Origin of the sequence: Providencia zhijiangensis, from assembly GCF_030315915.2 — a bacterium.
Taxonomy (GTDB): domain Bacteria; phylum Pseudomonadota; class Gammaproteobacteria; order Enterobacterales; family Enterobacteriaceae; genus Providencia; species Providencia zhijiangensis.
Genome location: NZ_CP135990.1, coordinates 750,712 through 766,419 on the forward strand (window position 1 = coordinate 750,712; position 15,708 = coordinate 766,419).

A 15,708-nucleotide genomic window follows, 5' to 3' on the forward strand; every position below is an offset into this window, starting at 1 on the left:
CTTGCCATTAATATTCAGGATTGATATAACGGCTGCATCATTAATTAACTATACTTAGTAATGTTAACTATACTGTAGTTGGTTAATTAACCGATAAAGTCAAAACTAATATGGGGATGATAATAGTGAATAAGTCTCAACTGATTGAAAAAATCGCTGCAGAAGCGAATATTTCTAAAGCCGCAGCAGGTCGCGTAGTCGACGCTTTCGTTGCTTCTGTAACGAAATCTCTGAGCAAAGGTGATGATGTTACTTTAGTTGGTTTTGGTACTTTTAATGTACGTCAACGCGCAGCACGTACAGGTCGTAACCCGCAGACAGGTAAAGAAATTAAAATCGCTGCGGCAAAAGTTCCTGCATTCCGTGCAGGCAAAGGTCTTAAAGACGCAGTTAACGGTTAATTGAGTTTAGTTTCGTCTTTCACGCATTTTTGCGAAAACTCAAACTGACGTAATGTCTTTAATCAGCTAATATATAAGCGCGCCATGGAAATGGTGCGTTTTTTTTTCTATCTGAGTTAAAATTAGCGTAATATTAAGAAATTCAACAAAGCAAAGCGGAGTTAAGCCTTTTTATGATGGAAGATCTACGCACGAAGGCGAACAGTCCTTTTATTAAAGTGTTGTTAGCTATTATTATCTTGTCATTCGTGCTGACAGGTGTTGCTGGCTATGTGATTGGTGGCTCAAGTAATAATGCTGCTGAAGTCAATGGACAGCCAATAAGCAAGGAACAATTACAGCAAGCTTTCCAGCAAGAGCGCCAGTCATTACAAGAATACTTAGGAGATAAATTCTCTGAAGTTGCAAGTAATGACAACTACATGAAAGAGCTGCGTACCCAAGCTTTGAATAACTTAATCAATAATCAATTGATTAACCAATACGCTAATGAATTACAACTCTCTGCTAGCGACCAACAAATTGAGCAAGCTATTTTTGCTATGCAAGTTTTCCAAACGAATGGGAATTTTGATAGTGAGAAATACCGCGAAATTTTAAAACGTTACAATATTAATGCAGATGATTTTGCGGCACAAATTCGCCAAGATTTAGTTCGCGCGCAATTAGGTAAATCGTTCACCGGAACAGAATTTGCTCTGCCTTCAGAAGTAAAAGCGTATGCAGAATTGTTTATGCAAGAGCGTGAAGTTCGTACAGCAAGCTTGTCGTTAGCTGCGCTAGAAGCTAAACAAACTGTTTCTGAAGATGAATTAAAAGCATATTACGCGGCAAATCAAAACAGTTTCATTTCTCCTGAACAAGTTCAAGTAAGCTATGTAGAAATGGATGCGGCATCTATGCCAAAAGCATCTGTGACGGCTGAAGAAGTGAAAGCTTACTATGATGAAAATCTGAAGAATTTCACTAAAGCGGAACAAAAGCTATATAGCATGATTCAAGTCGCATCAGAAAAAGATGCGCAAGCTTTACAAGCCGAGCTGAAAGGCGGTGCTGATTTCGCAACGTTAGCTACCGAAAAATCCACAGATAAATTCAGTGCAGGTAACAAAGGTGTGATTGGCTGGATGGAAGCAACATCGACACCAAGTGAAATCATCAGTGCGAATTTAACCGAGAAAGGTCAAGTTTCTGCACCGATAAAAGTCCAAGATAATTATGTCTTATTCCGTTTGGATGATGTTAAGCCAGAAGCGATTAAGCCTTTTGATGACGTTAAATCAAGTATTGAAACTAGCTTAGTCCAAGATAAAAGCGTCAAACAATTTTACGATTTACAACAGAAAGTGAGTGAAGCTGCGACTAATGACAATGAATCATTAGCATCAGTTGAAAGCATTTCTGGCTTGAAAGTGGCGACTACTGGCTGGTTTGATCGTCAAAACCCACCGGCACAACTGAATTTCCCGAAAGTCATTAATGAAGTTTTCAGCGACCGTTTAGTCGATAAAAAAGGCACAACAGGTATCAACTCTGACGTGATCAACGTTGAAGGGGACCGTGCGTTTGTCCTGCGTGTGACTGACTATAAAGCGGAATCAACAGAGCCATTCGAAACAGTAAAAGCGGATATCGAAGCATTAGTTAAGCGTCAGAAAGCATCTGCTCAATTAAAAGCGAATGGTGAGAAATTACTGGCAGAGTTACAAGCGGGTAAAGGTGATGAAGCATTGAAAGCTGCAGACACCCAATTTGGCGCTGTTCAAACAGTTTCATTCCTTGCACCTGCAACGGATGTGACTGACGTTGCGATGAAAATGACACCACCAACTGACGGTAAGCCAACTTATGCAATCGCTTATGATCAAAAAGATAATCTGCTAATTGTTCAATTAGATAAAGTGACTTTAGGTCAGCCAACCGCTGATGAACTGAGCCAGTTATCGAACGAATATCGTGGCGCAATGAGTTCAGCGGTGAATGAAGCCTTGATGCTGAATTTACGCGCGAATGCAAAAATTGAAGTGCAAAGCTTAGAATAAGTTATTTGCATGGAATAATTGCGAAGCGCTTCGCAACTAAAATTGTAATCTCTGTAATAGAAGGCCACCCATTGGGTGGCCTTTCGCATTGTATAAACCGAAGAAAAGTTTTTGGAAAAGTTCTCTGGCATTGTGATGTCTCAACACACATAGGAGAACAATGATGAAATGGAATAAAAGCATTAAACAAGGATTAGGGACAGTGTTAATGGTGGCAATGTTATGCCCTTTATCTGTATTTGCAGCAGTCAAGAAAGCAGAAACTGAAAAATCGGTAGCAGCGATAGTACAGCCTCAAAATAGTGATGAAGTAAAAAACGTGGCGAGTTTAGCATCCCCAGACCAAGTGAACATTAATCAAGCCACTGCAGAAGAATTAGCGAGGAAACTCAATGGAATTGGTAAGCAGAAAGCTCAGGCTATAGTGGAATACCGAGAAAAATACGGCGCTTTTAATACGGTTGAAAATATCCTTGAAGTGCAGGGAATTGGACCTGCATTTTTAGAGAAAAATCGTAATAAACTTGTTCTATAAGCCAAATAGCCCACTTTCAACGTGGGCTATTTTTTAGGAAATAGAAAGTCGTGTTATGAGATTAAAAATAAATTATGGGTAATATTTATACTATTAAATTTAATTTAAAGCACGAATATGAGAGCTAAGTCTGATTAGTGATATTTTTTCAGCAGCCCTTTCAAATATTTGTTACTTTTATGTTATCAAATAATTCGACTGGTCGGAGTAGTTATGGCAATACACATAAAAGTGCTCGGTTATCACATTGATGTCTTTCAGCATGTCAATAATGCTCGGTACTTAGAGTTCTATGAAGCGGATAGATGGGATTGGATGGGCAAAGCTAATCTTATTGAATGGGCTATCCAGCATAGAATAGTTATGGCGGCCGTGAATATTAATGTTAACTATTTCCAAGCCGTTGGGTTGGGCGATGAGCTAACCGTCATTTCACGAATGGATAAAATCGGAGTGAAGAGTGCTGTTTGTTACCAACAAATTATTCGCCATCGTAATGGGGTTGATGAAGTGGTATCCGATGCGTACGTCACGTTTGTCTTCATTGATGGTAAAGTTAATAAAGCCATGGTGATCGAGGATGAACTCCGAGAAAAAATTGAGTCACTGAAAAATAAAACAGATGCTTTTATCGAAGTATAGGCAAATTAGCAGTATAGCCAACCAGGAAACACGAACCATGGTTGGCCTTTAGAATTACTTCGTTGCGTTGAGTTGCTTGAGTAATGAATCCATAACGGCTTGTTTATTATTAAGATAATAATTCAAGCCTTTGCTGCGTAAATGGCAGGCTGCACATTCGGAACAGCCATCACCAGGAATACCATTGTAGCAAGTGAGAGTTTGAGTGCGGATAGTCTCCAGATGACCATAATAGTCAGCAAGAGCCCAAGTTTGCGCTTTGTCTAACCACATAAGTGGTGTTTCGAAACGAATGTCTTTTGCTAGGCCTAGACTAACTGCATGATTGAGCGCTTTGACAAACTCGTCACGGCAGTCGGGATAACCTGAAAAGTCAGTTTCACAGACACCAGTGATCACTGCTTCCGCTTTAACTTGGTAGGCATAGATAGCGGCAAGTGTTAGGAATAGAATGTTACGTCCGGGTACAAATGTGCTTGGTAACCCGCTGGCTTCACTCTCTTCATAGTCAGGAACCGGAATATTATCACGGGTTAAGCTACTAACCGCTAGCTCATTAAGCAGAGTGACATCGAGAACTTTATGCGCTTTTGCGCCTAATTGTAGGCTGAGCTTTTGTGCAATATCGATTTCTAAGCGGTGGCGTTGACCATAATCAAAGGTGACACAATGAACCTCATCATAATATTTGAGTGCTTGAATTAGGCAGGTTGTTGAGTCTTGCCCTCCGCTGAAGACAACAACAGCACGTTTCATGAGTCTCTCCTAAGATTAAATAATGAGGATATTAATTTAGCCCTATGTTAACGAGCCAAGAGGAGAATGAACAGTCTGTTTTTGTACCTTCAACCTCTAACTTAAGCAATTTATGCTATGTTTCGGTTATTTATGCAAAGTTATTCTACAATACTAGCAATTCGTAACAGCTTTATTATTTCATCATGATAAAATTTTGCTGATAATAAGATTCGCTCAGGGGCTAAACATGCTGGATAAAATAGATAAAAAACTACTTTGCTTATTACAAAATGACAGCAGCCTATCATTAAACTCATTAGCCGAAGCCGTCAATTTAACCTCGACACCGTGCTGGAAGCGACTTAAGCGGTTAGAAGACGAAGGATATATTCGAGGACGTGTCACGCTATTAGACGGTGAAAAGCTGGGGTTGGGGCTGACGGTGATTGTCATGATTAAAACCCAACAACATAATAGCGAATGGTATGCGCAATTTGTTTCATTTGTAGAAAAATTACCAGAAGTTTTAGTGTTTTATCGCATGGCCGGTGAGTATGACTATCTGATGCAAGTCGAAGTTCATGATATGAAATCCTATGATCTATTTTATAAGAAACTGGTCAATGGCGTTCATGGATTAATTGATGTAACTTCCAGTTTTGCAATGGAAAAAATAAAATACACAACCGTGTTGCCAATTCCTGACTAATCAGCAAGTCACACATTAGCGGAAGAGCACAAAGTTCCTAATAATAAAGCAAGCAGTCACTAACATCATTCAAGGCAGTAATACGTGCGATTATTTTCACAATTACGTTGGTATTTTATAAGCGAATGGCGTCGCTATGTTGGCGCGATTTGTTTTCTTGTGGTCATTGCTATTCTACAAATGATCCCACCGCGCTTTGTTGGTGTGATAGTGGATGGTATTAGCAAAGGGTCGATGACGAATCAACAGCTTTTGACATACGTATTATCCATGCTCGGAATTGCTTTAACCGTTTATGGGTTGCGTTACGTTTGGCGTTTATGGCTATTTGGCGCTTCCTACAAATTGGCTGTCCGATTAAGACAGCAAATTTATCAGCAGCTTAGCTTACAAAATCAGCCATTTTATTTGAAATATCGCACGGGAGATCTTATCGCACGAACCACAAATGATGTGGATCGTGTGGTATTTGCTGCAGGTGAAGGCGTCTTAACTCTTGTTGACTCCTTGGTGATGGGATGTGCGGTCCTTATCATGATGAGCATAGAAATAAGTTGGCAGCTCACACTCCTTGCATTGATCCCGATGCCCATTATGGCGCTGGTCATTAAGCGTTATGGGGACCAGCTTCATCACCGTTTTAAACATGCACAAGGTGCTTTTTCATCGTTAAATAACCATGCACAAGAGAGCTTAACCAGTATCCGAATGATCAAAGCATTCGGTCTTGAAAACCATCAATCCAATCAATTTGAGCAAGTTGCCACTGAAGCTGGGCGAAGAAATATGCATGTCGCGAAGATTGATGCTCGTTTCGACCCAACCATTTTTATGGCGATTGGAATGGCAAACTTATTAGCCATCGCGGGTGGAAGCTGGATGGTGTTGAATGACACATTAACCCTTGGTGAGCTTACCAGCTTTGTGATGTATTTAGGGCTGATGATCTGGCCGATGCTTGCTCTTGCATGGATGTTTAACATTGTTGAACGAGGAAGTGCAGCGTATAGCCGGATTTTAAGCTTATTAGACGAGCCATTAGTGATTAAAGATGGTAGTCAAAGCTTGCTTGCGGAAAAAGGCGAGTTAAACGTCAATATCAGAACATTTTCGTATCCTGAAACCCAGCGCCATGCTTTGCATGATATCCAGTTCAACGTAAAACCAGGTGGATTCCTTGGATTATGTGGGCCAACGGGGTCGGGAAAATCGACATTACTTACTGTATTACAACGTCATTTTGATGTGAATGACGGTGAGATTATTTATCAGAATAAATTACTGACAGATATTCGACTCGATGAGTGGCGGGCAAGGTTATCAATAGTGAATCAATCTCCATTCCTATTTTCTGATTCGGTCGCAAACAACATCGCTCTTGGGCAGCCTAATGCAACAATGGAGCAAATAGAAGAAGCGGCTCGAGTGGCTTGTGTGCATGAAGATATTTTACGTCTACCAGAAGGGTATCAAACCCAGGTGGGAGAGCGTGGCGTTATGCTTTCAGGGGGGCAAAAACAGCGGATTTCCATAGCCCGTGCAATTTTACAAAATGCAGAAATTCTTATTTTAGATGATGCGTTATCTGCGGTTGATGGGCAGACAGAGCACACCATTTTGCAGAATTTGAGTCGTTGGAGGCAAGGGAGAACGTTGATCATTAGCGCCCATCGACTATCCGCCTTGGTAGATGCCGATAATATTCTTGTACTATGCCATGGTGGCATAGTTGCCAAAGGCACTCATAAAGTACTTTCCCAGCAATCTGGTTGGTACAGCGATATGTATCATTATCAGCAAATCGAAGCTGCTTTGGACGGTGATCTATGAGCCAGAGAAAGCCGCTTTGGCCAGCATTAAAACGCTTATTATCTTACGGTAAACCTTACCGCGGTACCATGGGGGTAGCGATTACCATGCTATGGTTGGCTGCTGCCGCAGAAGTTAGTGGGCCCTTACTGATTAGCTACTTTATTGACAATATGGTGGCGAAAAAACAGATCATTATGCCGCTAACGCTGTATATGGTGATTGGGTTTATTGCGTTGCAAATCATTGCTGCACTTCTTCATTACCATCAAAAAATTCTGTTTAATCAAGCTTCAGTTGGCGTGGTGCAAAATCTACGGACCGATGTGATGAATGCGGCTCTGCGCCAGCCATTAAGTGCTTTTGATAAGCAACCCGTGGGGCAGATTATTTCTCGTGTTACCAACGACACTGAAGTGATCAAAGATTTGTTTGTTATGGTTGTACCAACAATCTTTCGCAGTTTGGCATTAATTTGTGCCATGCTAGTCGCCATGTTTTCTTTAGAGTGGCGAATGGCATCCATTGCGGTACTCATTTTCCCAGCGGTTCTGGTTGTAATGTTGGTTTATCAGCGACTTAGCACGCCAATTGTGCGCCGTGTTAGGGCCTATCTTGCAGATATTAATAATGGTTTCAATGAAGTCATTAATGGTATGACGGTTATCCAGCAATTTTTACAGCAAGCCAGATTTGGCAAAAAAATGCTGGAAGCAAGTGAAGATCACTATCATTCCCGAATGAAAGCATTGAAATTAGATGGACTATTACTCAGACCACTGCTGAGTTTGTTCTCTGCCTGTGTGCTATGTGGGCTATTGTTACTATTTGGATTTGACGGTACTAGCACTGTGGGTGTCGGGGTTTTGTATGTTTTCATTAATTATTTAGGTCGTTTAAACGAACCATTAATTGAGCTAACATCTCAGCAATCCATGTTGCAACAAGCGGTTGTATCCGGTGAACGTGTTTTTGAATTGATGGATAGCCCACAGCAAGGTTATGGCGAAAATATTGCGCCATTACAGGGAGGGGCAATTGAGATAAAACACCTCTCTTTTGCTTATCGGGATGATAAAAAAGTCCTCGATGACATTAATTTATCCGTCCCAGAACACCATTTTGTGGCACTCGTTGGGCACACGGGAAGTGGAAAAAGTACCATTGCAAACTTAATCATGGGGTATTACCCATGGCAGGAAGGGGAAATTTTACTGGATGGACGAGATTTAAATTCACTTTCCCATCAAGTATTACGAAATGGTATTGCTATGGTGCAGCAGGACCCAGTAGTACTCGCAGCTTCATTTTTTGATAACGTGGCACTAGGGCGCGATGTTTCCCAAGAAAAAGTGTGGGAAGTCCTTGAAACTGTACAATTAGCTCAGCATGTCCGTGAATTGCCTGATGGATTAGATTCGTTGTTAGGTGAGCAAGGAAACACTTTATCCGTTGGGCAACGACAGTTATTAGCGATGGCACGAGTACTCGTCGTAACACCGAAAATTCTGATATTGGATGAAGCGACCGCGAATATAGACTCTGGTACTGAGCAGGCAATTCAAAAGGCGTTACGTGTTATTCGTCGAAACACTACGCTGGTGGTGATAGCTCATCGCTTATCGACGATTGTGGATGCTGACCAAGTTGTTGTTCTTCATCGAGGAATGATCGTTGAGCAAGGAAATCATGCTGAGCTTCTCCTGCAGGAAGGCCGCTATTACCAAATGTATCAATTACAACAAGTGGGCGAGTCGCTGAACTCTCGTGATGAAGCGGCTGCGGAAGCATTATTAGTTTAGTTAGTACTCACTGACTGGTTTGTATGGAATTGATAAGGTTACCAAATAAGAAAAGCCTCACAATTAGGAGTTCCTATCTAGTTGAGGCTTTTCTTGTTTTAAAGTAGTAATGACTTACTTTTTTCGGGCTGATATAAATCGGGAAATTATCGAGGTTTTCTCTTACGAATGACCCCTTCTTGTACCGTAGTTGCCACTAAATCCCCTTGTTGATTATAAATTTGCCCTTTAACAAAGCCACGCCCACCAGAAGCAGAAGGGCTCTCAATAGCATACAGTAACCATTCATCAATACGATAAGGGCGATGGAACCACATTGAGTGGTCAATCGTAGCCACTTGTAAATCGCGTTCCATAAAGCCGCGGCCATGAGGCTGTAATGCAGCGGGAAGGAAATTGTAATCCGATGCGTAGCCTAGCAAGTAGTCATGTAACTCTGGTGTATTGGGAAGCTCTCCTTTCGCTTTAAACCAAATATAGCGAAATGGTTCTTGAGGTGCGCTATCAAACGGGCTATAGAATTGAATCGGGCGAAACTCGAAAGGATTAGGGCGCAGTGCATATTTTTTGACAGCATCGGGAAGCTGGTCTGCGAAGCGTTGAATGATTTCATCCTGTGAAATCAATTGCTCTGGCGCGGGGACATCGGGCATTAAATTTTGATGGTTAAACCCGTCCTCTTGTTCTTGAAATGAGGCGGTCATAAAGAAGATCGGTTTACCATTTTGAATGGCGCTAATACGACGTGTACTAAAGCTGCCACCATCACGCAAAATTTCTACATCGTAAACAATCGGTTTTTGGCTGTCTCCTGGGCGCAGAAAATAGCTATGAAATGAGGTTATGATGCGATCTTCGGGTGTGGTTTGTTTCGCTGCATACATGGCTTGTCCAACAACTTGCCCACCAAAAACTTGCGGCAAACCAAGATCTTCGCTTTGCCCCCGAAAAATACCTTCTTCAATTTTTTCGAGTTTAATTAGGCTAATTAAGTTTTGTAATTCTGTGCTCATAGTTACCTTGAAGATGGTTAAAAAATATCAGATGCAGCTATTTTCCCATTAATCTACAGAAATAGGTAGGCAGTTTGTGTACGGATTAATTGACAATCGTTTTTGGTTACAATTTGAAATATAATTTCATTATTTAATTTGTATTAGATATAATTTTCTAAGTTTAGATAAACTCTAATATATCAAGAATAATCATATTGAAATGTCTAATTAAATCAAAATATTACAGGTAATTATAATGACATTCTATCGCTACATGATTAGTTCGTTGATACTTATTTTCTTAGTAGGCTGCGAAGGGAACAACGCCAATCCCCCTGAAAAAAGGGTGAAAGGGAAAAGTAATCGCGAAAATCAGCAGGTAGACATTGGTACGATCAGTGGAAATATCCTTATTGCTAAAAATAAAGGATTATCTGAAAACGTGGATATTACGGTTACCATGGTAGATAACTCATTTGTTGAGTTACCAGCGCTGATATTATCTCAAAAGCACTATACTAACTTGAACAATCAAGTGACGCTTCCGTATCAGCTGACATACCACAAAAATGAAATAAGAAACCAAGCTAAAATCACGGTTAGTGCGACGTTACACGTTGATGGAAAGTTAGTCTATATTACAGAATCGTCGACCGAAGTGATCAACAATGGCATGGTTGAAAATATTGATTTACTACTGGTTCCTGCTAACTAGTGGTTGCTTCTTATTAGTAAGTATTAATTCCTGCCAATATTTATTGTTCATACCAAACTGTATTAAATAGCCATTCAGATTTTTGTGTAATAAAACAGCACTTGACCGCCACTTTCTTGCTATTTAACTATCTATCAAGCATAATGCCCGTGCTTTGAAAGAAGCAATCAATGGGGGCTCTGTTGGTTCTCCCGCAACGCTAACTTGTTAACTAGGTCAGGTCCGGAAGGAAGCAGCCATAGCAGGGGTCGTGTGTGCCGGGATGTCGCTGGCAGGGCTCCCACCCAATATTAAATCCTCTCTTAATCTTCATATTCTCGTTTTCATCAATCACATTTTCAGTAACAACAGCTATTGTCTTTTGGCTATGCTTTCTTGTTATTATCACGCTTGGTTTAATATATTTTAATAATAAGAAATTGATTACTATTCTTAATTGATATTTACAATGGTTAAATTGATATCGAAATAGCTATTATCGCATGAAATGTTAAATTAATTGGGATTAGGGAAAGGCAAAAATAAAAGGATATAAAGAGGCAGTCAGTATTCGGTGAATACTAACTAAGATAAATAAGGAATTTTCATTGAGCCGATAAAGTATTACCGGCTATAACCATTCACTATCTATGCGCGTAAATAAGTATTTATCTAACAAACTTCCAAACAGATGCTGGGATTTTATCGTAAAGTTTATTCATAGTGAGTTCGGCAAGACGATGATCTGCTGCAGAGTAAAATAACTCTAATTCATCATCAGATAACTCATACTTATTTTTCTCAATGACGCGCTCAAGTGTTTCAATAGTGGTGCATTTTCTTAAACGCATCAGATAATCGGATTTGGTCATAACGCCCTTTCTTTATGTGTCGATAACCTAAAATATACTATGGGATAGTGAAATTAAAGGTAAATGGTGATTGTATGTCTTACTTGTCAGGCATTTTAGATCATCATCGAGCACGGCGACAAGATTTTGATTCATACTTTCCCAGTCAATGATTTCGCTGAAAGTAATTACTGGGCTGCCAAATAAATTATATGTCTCGTCAAGATACTCTTCAACAAGAGAAATAACGAGATTTTCTTTTGGATACTTGATTTTGAATCGCCAGACAAAAGCTGCAATATGCTCAACGAGCTCATTGAGACTGATGCTTTGTGGCGAACTAAGATCATTTATCCAATGGGTGTTTGTTTTTTGTAAACTTGATATTGCGTCTCTATTCAAACTGTTACACAGATATTTTAATTCGGCTATATCATGTTTCTTGGGTGAGTATTCATCCATAATCACCTCCATGGGCGAATCTGACTTTTACTTTGCGTATTTTTGTATCAAAAATAATGTCATATCAACTAAATATAAGCATCTGTTTTCAATATAAGCAAACATAGTTAGCATATTGATAAATATAAGATTATCACTAATTGAGAGAGTTTTTAGATTGTCACTAATATAAAAGTAATATTCAAATATAAACTGATTGCTCAGATTGCTTTCGCCACATCAATAATAATAGCACTTTTATTTCATAAGTCACCACCCAATAATGACTTTTTTATGGAGGGAGCCGTAAGAGGACTAGGAAAAATCGGGCTAATTATTTTTCTATCACACTCTAATGAAGAATGTAAATGATATTGTGCGGTTTAGACAATTAAGTGTATTTAGACGATATGTTACAACTAAAATTGTGATCGAGATTGATATCGAGATTAAGCCTAATTAAATAGTTTATTTCTAATCATTGAAATTTATTTAATATAAAATCCCCTAAGGTTTAACCTTTATGGGGATTTTTGAAATATTTAATTTAAAGATATAAATTCAATGTAACACCTGGCTTTAAATCTGCCATTTTAACACCTGAGTTCCAATTCATCAGGTCGTTAAGTTTAATTCCATGACGTTTAGCAATGCTGTAATAAGTATCGCCTTTTCTGACTTTGTAGGTTCCACCTTTACGGTTATTGCTGGTCGGTGTCGTACCTGAAATTTTTAATGTTTGTCCTGGAACGATGTTAGCTTTAGCTGTTTTTAACCCATTTAACTGTTGGATGTTCTTTGCAGTTGTATTGAATTTCTTAGCAATACTTGCGATAGATTCGCCTTTGCGAACTTTATAACTAAAGGTTTTAGCTTGCTTTGAGCTCGCTTTTGCTGTCTGGATGTTACTGGCTGCGGCTTGCGCATAACGATTTTGTGCTACCGCGTTGCGAACATCATTTAATACGTCTTGATCCGTCAGTGAAACTTTTAGCTGCTCAGCTTTTGCGGTTGGCAACATAATATAATGCGGGCCATTTGGTGACGTAACGCCTCGGGTATAACCCGAATTATAGGTTTTAATGGATTCTTCCGTTAAACCTGTTAATTCAGCAGCTTGAGTCAATGTGATTTGTTGTCCCACATCAACTTGCGTTAACCCTCTATTCTTATTGCTTTTTGGTAATCTGACTTGATAGCGTTCTGGTTGTCTTAGCACTTGGCTAAGCGCAAGGATCTTCGGAACATATTGTTTGGTTTCTTTAGGTAATTGAAGAGACCAAAAATCTGTTGGTAAGCCAGCAGCTTCATTCTTTTTAATCGCGTTTTGTACGCAACCTTCACCGCAGTTATAAGCAGCAAGTGTGAGCTCCCAATCGTGACCAAACATAATGTTCAGATTTTCAAGGAGATCTAACGCTGCTTTTGTGGATGTCACAACATCGCGTCGCTCATCAACCCACTGCGTCTGTTTTAACCCATATGAACGTGCCGTGATGGGAACGATTTGCCAAAGACCCGCCGCTTGTGCTGGGGAAGTGGCTTTAGGATTATATGAACTTTCAATGACAGGAATTAAGGCTAATTCCATTGGTAAGTTACGCTCATTGATTTCATCTACAATTAAGTACATGTAAGGCTCTGCTCTTACTGCTACATCATAGATAAAACTTTGTTTATTGGAGTAACTATTGGCCATTTCCCGAATTGTTGCGTTTTCGGGAATATCCATCTTCAGTTCACCACTAATATAACCCCAAAGGTCATGATCGACTTTGGAAACCTGTCTACTTGCTGCTTGGTTATGGGATGCAACAGTGTCAATTGAGTGGTTGGCTGAAGATTTTGGTTGCTTAACGGTGACTTTGGAAGTGCCTTGACAGCCCGCAAGCAAAACAATGGCGATGAGGGTCGCGATTATCTTCATTAGCTCTGTTTTTCTTTGTTTTTAATGTTTAAAAGTTGACCAGATAATACTGGCTTTAGCTGTTATTGACAATAATTATACATCAATATTCATCTTTTAATTGGCGTAATAATGTAAAAACTGCTCGTAATGATGGATTTGTCATATTAATGTTCAGTTTTTGTTGCAATTCAGGGTTTTCGCACTGTAAAAAAATGTTGATATTTTTCTCAGTTTTCAATGTGCTAGGTACTGTTGCTTGCTGATTATTGCGCAAAGTTCTTACTTTTTCGGAATAATTCGTAATTGTCTCATTTTCAGGCCAAATATGATGAGCGAATTGTAAATTAGACTGCGTATATTCATGCGCACAGCAGATGAGAGTATCATCAGGAAGTGCTGCAATTTTTTGAATCGATTGATACATTTGAGCGGGAGTACCCTCAAAGATCCGCCCACAACCGGCTGAAAATAATGTATCGCCACAAAATAGGTAAGGAGCTTGGTAAAAACCAATATGTCCAAGCGTGTGACCAGGGAGACCGATGACTTGAAAATTGAAGTCACCAATGGTGACGGAATCTCCATCGCACACCAACTCTGTAGCCCCTTTAACTAAAGTTTCTTGGGGGCCAAATACAGGGATTTTTGGATATTGGGCAATAATTTCTTTCACACCCTGTGTATGGTCGTTATGATGATGGGTGAGTAAAATTGCAACAGGGGTCAATTGGTTAGCCGTTAATATTGAGAGAACCGGCTCTGACTCAGCAGGGTCAACGATGATACACTGCTGGTTGTTTGCTAGTAGCCAAATGTAATTATCATTTAACGCTGGTACTCGAATTAACTCCATAATCAACCTCGATCCGATTTTTAAGGGGAATGTTATGAAACCTGCGCGTATTGAAGAAAAGATTCAAATGCCCGCCAGTTGGTCTGATATTCCTTTTGGTGAACACTATCGCCAAGCCTTGGAAGCCCAGTTAGCGCCTTGGTGGCAAAAAATGTTTGGTTTTCACCTGCTTAAATTAGGTCATTTGAGTACAGAAATCCACACTAAAGAGTGCATGATCCCTCATCAATTCACGCTAGGTGAAGATCCTCACGTATTTGATGTCGCAGCAAATCCCGAAGCTCTGCCTTTTGCGGATAAGACTATTGATGCCTGTTTAATGCCCCATTTACTTGCCTATAGTCATGATCCGCATTGGATCTTGCGGGAAGTTGATCGGGTATTGATCGATGATGGTTGGCTGATTTTATCGGGGTTTAACCCATTTAGCCTAGCAGGAATGGCTAAATTAGTGCCTATTTTGCGTAAGCAGCAGCCTTACTGTAGTCGTTTTTTCCCTTCTCTCCGGGTATTTGATTGGCTAGGGTTGCTCAATTATGAGGTGCTATATCACCGAAACTGCCAAGTGCTTCCTTGGGTTTCATCGGAAAAACGGGTCAATAAACGTTGTGGTGGAATTGGCGTGATCAGCGTGATTGTTGCAAGAAAACGGACATATCCATTAACGCCAACGCCCCTGAAATTTAAGCAGCCTAAGGTGAAAATTTCAACAGCGTTGGGTGCAACGAAAGAAATCAGTAAATCGAAGCAACTTCGTTAAGTCTGAACCTGACTATTCTTGATTAGGCTGGTAGCCTGTATCTTCTTTTGTTGGCGCATTGGCCGCGGCGCGAGCTAATTCATCACACTTTTCATTCTCCGCATGCCCCGCATGACCTTTTACCCAGCGCCAATCGATAGTATGGCGCGTAATTGCTTGGTCGAGACGCTTCCAAAGATCCACATTGACCACTGGCGATTTATCCGCTTTTTTCCATTGGCGACGCTTCCAGTTATGGATCCATTGAGTGATCCCTTGACGTACATATTGGCTATCGGTGGTCAGGATAATATCGCAAGGTCGGGTAAGTGACTCTAAAGCAACGATTGCCGCGAGTAATTCCATGCGATTATTGGTGGTGAGGAAAAAACCATCACTGAGTGTTTTCTCATGTTGCTGATAACGAAGTACGATACCGTATCCGCCGGGTCCTGGGTTACCTAAACAAGACCCATCAGTGAAAATGTCTACCTGCTTTGTCATTTCTGTTACACTCTTCCTTATTCATCAACTTCTAGTTTGACACA

At 40.2% G+C, this 15,708-nt stretch carries 16 protein-coding genes and 1 other RNA gene; 10 read left to right on the forward strand and 7 right to left on the reverse strand.

Going from position 1 to position 15,708, the window contains the following annotated elements; all coding sequences use genetic code 11:
- Positions 1–125: 125 nt before the first annotated feature.
- The 4 genes from hupB (at position 126) to QS795_RS03285 (ending at position 3,620) form a co-directional block, all read left to right on the forward strand.
- Positions 126–401 carry a nucleoid-associated protein HU-beta gene (gene hupB, locus QS795_RS03270; RefSeq protein ID WP_181478026.1) on the forward strand — a complete coding sequence of 92 codons (276 nt, stop codon included), beginning with the start codon at positions 126–128 and terminating at the stop codon, positions 399–401.
- Positions 402–574: 173 nt separating this feature from the next.
- A complete protein-coding gene (gene ppiD / locus QS795_RS03275) occupies positions 575–2,443 on the forward strand; it encodes a peptidylprolyl isomerase (protein ID WP_154602728.1) in 1,869 nt (622 codons plus the stop codon).
- A 163-nt stretch (positions 2,444–2,606) separates the two neighbouring features.
- Positions 2,607–2,978 (forward strand): ComEA family DNA-binding protein, encoded by a 372-nt coding sequence (locus tag QS795_RS03280; RefSeq protein ID WP_286272167.1) that lies wholly within the window; start codon positions 2,607–2,609, stop codon positions 2,976–2,978.
- Positions 2,979–3,191: 213 nt separating this feature from the next.
- Positions 3,192–3,620 (forward strand): acyl-CoA thioesterase, encoded by a 429-nt coding sequence (locus QS795_RS03285; protein ID WP_036953922.1) that lies wholly within the window; start codon positions 3,192–3,194, stop codon positions 3,618–3,620.
- Positions 3,621–3,674: 54 nt separating this feature from the next.
- On the opposite strand, the gene queC is transcribed toward QS795_RS03285, so the two are convergent.
- On the reverse strand, positions 3,675–4,376 hold the full coding sequence (gene queC, locus QS795_RS03290; RefSeq protein ID WP_154602727.1) for a 7-cyano-7-deazaguanine synthase QueC: 702 nt from the start codon (positions 4,374–4,376) through the stop codon (positions 3,675–3,677).
- 229 nt (positions 4,377–4,605) lie between these two features.
- On the opposite strand from queC, the gene QS795_RS03295 reads away from it, so the two are divergent.
- The 3 genes from QS795_RS03295 to QS795_RS03305 all read left to right on the forward strand — a co-directional run bounded on the left by QS795_RS03295 (position 4,606) and on the right by QS795_RS03305 (position 8,678).
- Complete coding sequence (locus QS795_RS03295; RefSeq protein ID WP_036953928.1) at positions 4,606–5,067, forward strand: Lrp/AsnC family transcriptional regulator; 462 nt, start codon at positions 4,606–4,608, stop codon at positions 5,065–5,067.
- Positions 5,068–5,151: 84 nt separating this feature from the next.
- Complete coding sequence (locus QS795_RS03300) at positions 5,152–6,897, forward strand: SmdA family multidrug ABC transporter permease/ATP-binding protein (RefSeq protein ID WP_318626849.1); 1,746 nt, start codon at positions 5,152–5,154, stop codon at positions 6,895–6,897.
- Entirely contained in the window at positions 6,894–8,678 is a 1,785-nt protein-coding gene (locus tag QS795_RS03305; protein ID WP_286272144.1) for a SmdB family multidrug efflux ABC transporter permease/ATP-binding protein, read from the forward strand. Before QS795_RS03300 ends, QS795_RS03305 begins: the two co-directional genes overlap by 4 nt.
- Positions 8,679–8,824: 146 nt before the next feature.
- Here QS795_RS03305 and tesB read toward each other — a convergent pair whose 3' ends face one another.
- Positions 8,825–9,691, reverse strand: a complete 867-nt coding sequence (gene tesB, locus QS795_RS03310; protein ID WP_286272146.1) for an acyl-CoA thioesterase II — start codon at positions 9,689–9,691, stop codon at positions 8,825–8,827.
- A gap of 238 nt (positions 9,692–9,929) precedes the next feature.
- Between tesB and QS795_RS03315 the strand changes: the two genes are divergently transcribed.
- Together QS795_RS03315 and ffs are read left to right on the forward strand one after the other, a co-directional pair.
- On the forward strand, positions 9,930–10,388 hold the full coding sequence (locus QS795_RS03315) for a YbaY family lipoprotein (RefSeq protein ID WP_154602724.1): 459 nt from the start codon (positions 9,930–9,932) through the stop codon (positions 10,386–10,388).
- Between the two features lie 180 nt (positions 10,389–10,568).
- Positions 10,569–10,665, forward strand: an RNA gene (gene ffs / locus QS795_RS03320) — signal recognition particle sRNA small type.
- A gap of 370 nt (positions 10,666–11,035) precedes the next feature.
- On the opposite strand, the gene QS795_RS03325 is transcribed toward ffs, so the two are convergent.
- The 4 genes from QS795_RS03325 to gloB form a co-directional block, all read right to left on the reverse strand.
- Positions 11,036–11,239 (reverse strand): HHA domain-containing protein, encoded by a 204-nt coding sequence (locus tag QS795_RS03325; protein ID WP_004905417.1) that lies wholly within the window; start codon positions 11,237–11,239, stop codon positions 11,036–11,038.
- A gap of 27 nt (positions 11,240–11,266) precedes the next feature.
- Positions 11,267–11,680, reverse strand: a complete 414-nt coding sequence (gene tomB, locus QS795_RS03330) for an Hha toxicity modulator TomB (RefSeq protein ID WP_286272147.1) — start codon at positions 11,678–11,680, stop codon at positions 11,267–11,269.
- A 526-nt stretch (positions 11,681–12,206) separates the two neighbouring features.
- Positions 12,207–13,586, reverse strand: coding sequence for a murein transglycosylase D (mltD, locus tag QS795_RS03335; protein ID WP_286272148.1), 1,380 nt, complete (start codon positions 13,584–13,586; stop codon positions 12,207–12,209).
- Between the two features lie 82 nt (positions 13,587–13,668).
- Complete coding sequence (gene gloB, locus QS795_RS03340; protein WP_154602721.1) at positions 13,669–14,421, reverse strand: hydroxyacylglutathione hydrolase; 753 nt, start codon at positions 14,419–14,421, stop codon at positions 13,669–13,671.
- Between the two features lie 34 nt (positions 14,422–14,455).
- Between gloB and QS795_RS03345 the strand changes: the two genes are divergently transcribed.
- Positions 14,456–15,181 (forward strand): class I SAM-dependent methyltransferase, encoded by a 726-nt coding sequence (locus QS795_RS03345; protein WP_154602720.1) that lies wholly within the window; start codon positions 14,456–14,458, stop codon positions 15,179–15,181.
- Between the two features lie 12 nt (positions 15,182–15,193).
- On the opposite strand, the gene rnhA is transcribed toward QS795_RS03345, so the two are convergent.
- Complete coding sequence (gene rnhA, locus QS795_RS03350; protein WP_286272151.1) at positions 15,194–15,664, reverse strand: ribonuclease HI; 471 nt, start codon at positions 15,662–15,664, stop codon at positions 15,194–15,196.
- Positions 15,665–15,708 lie beyond the last annotated feature (44 nt).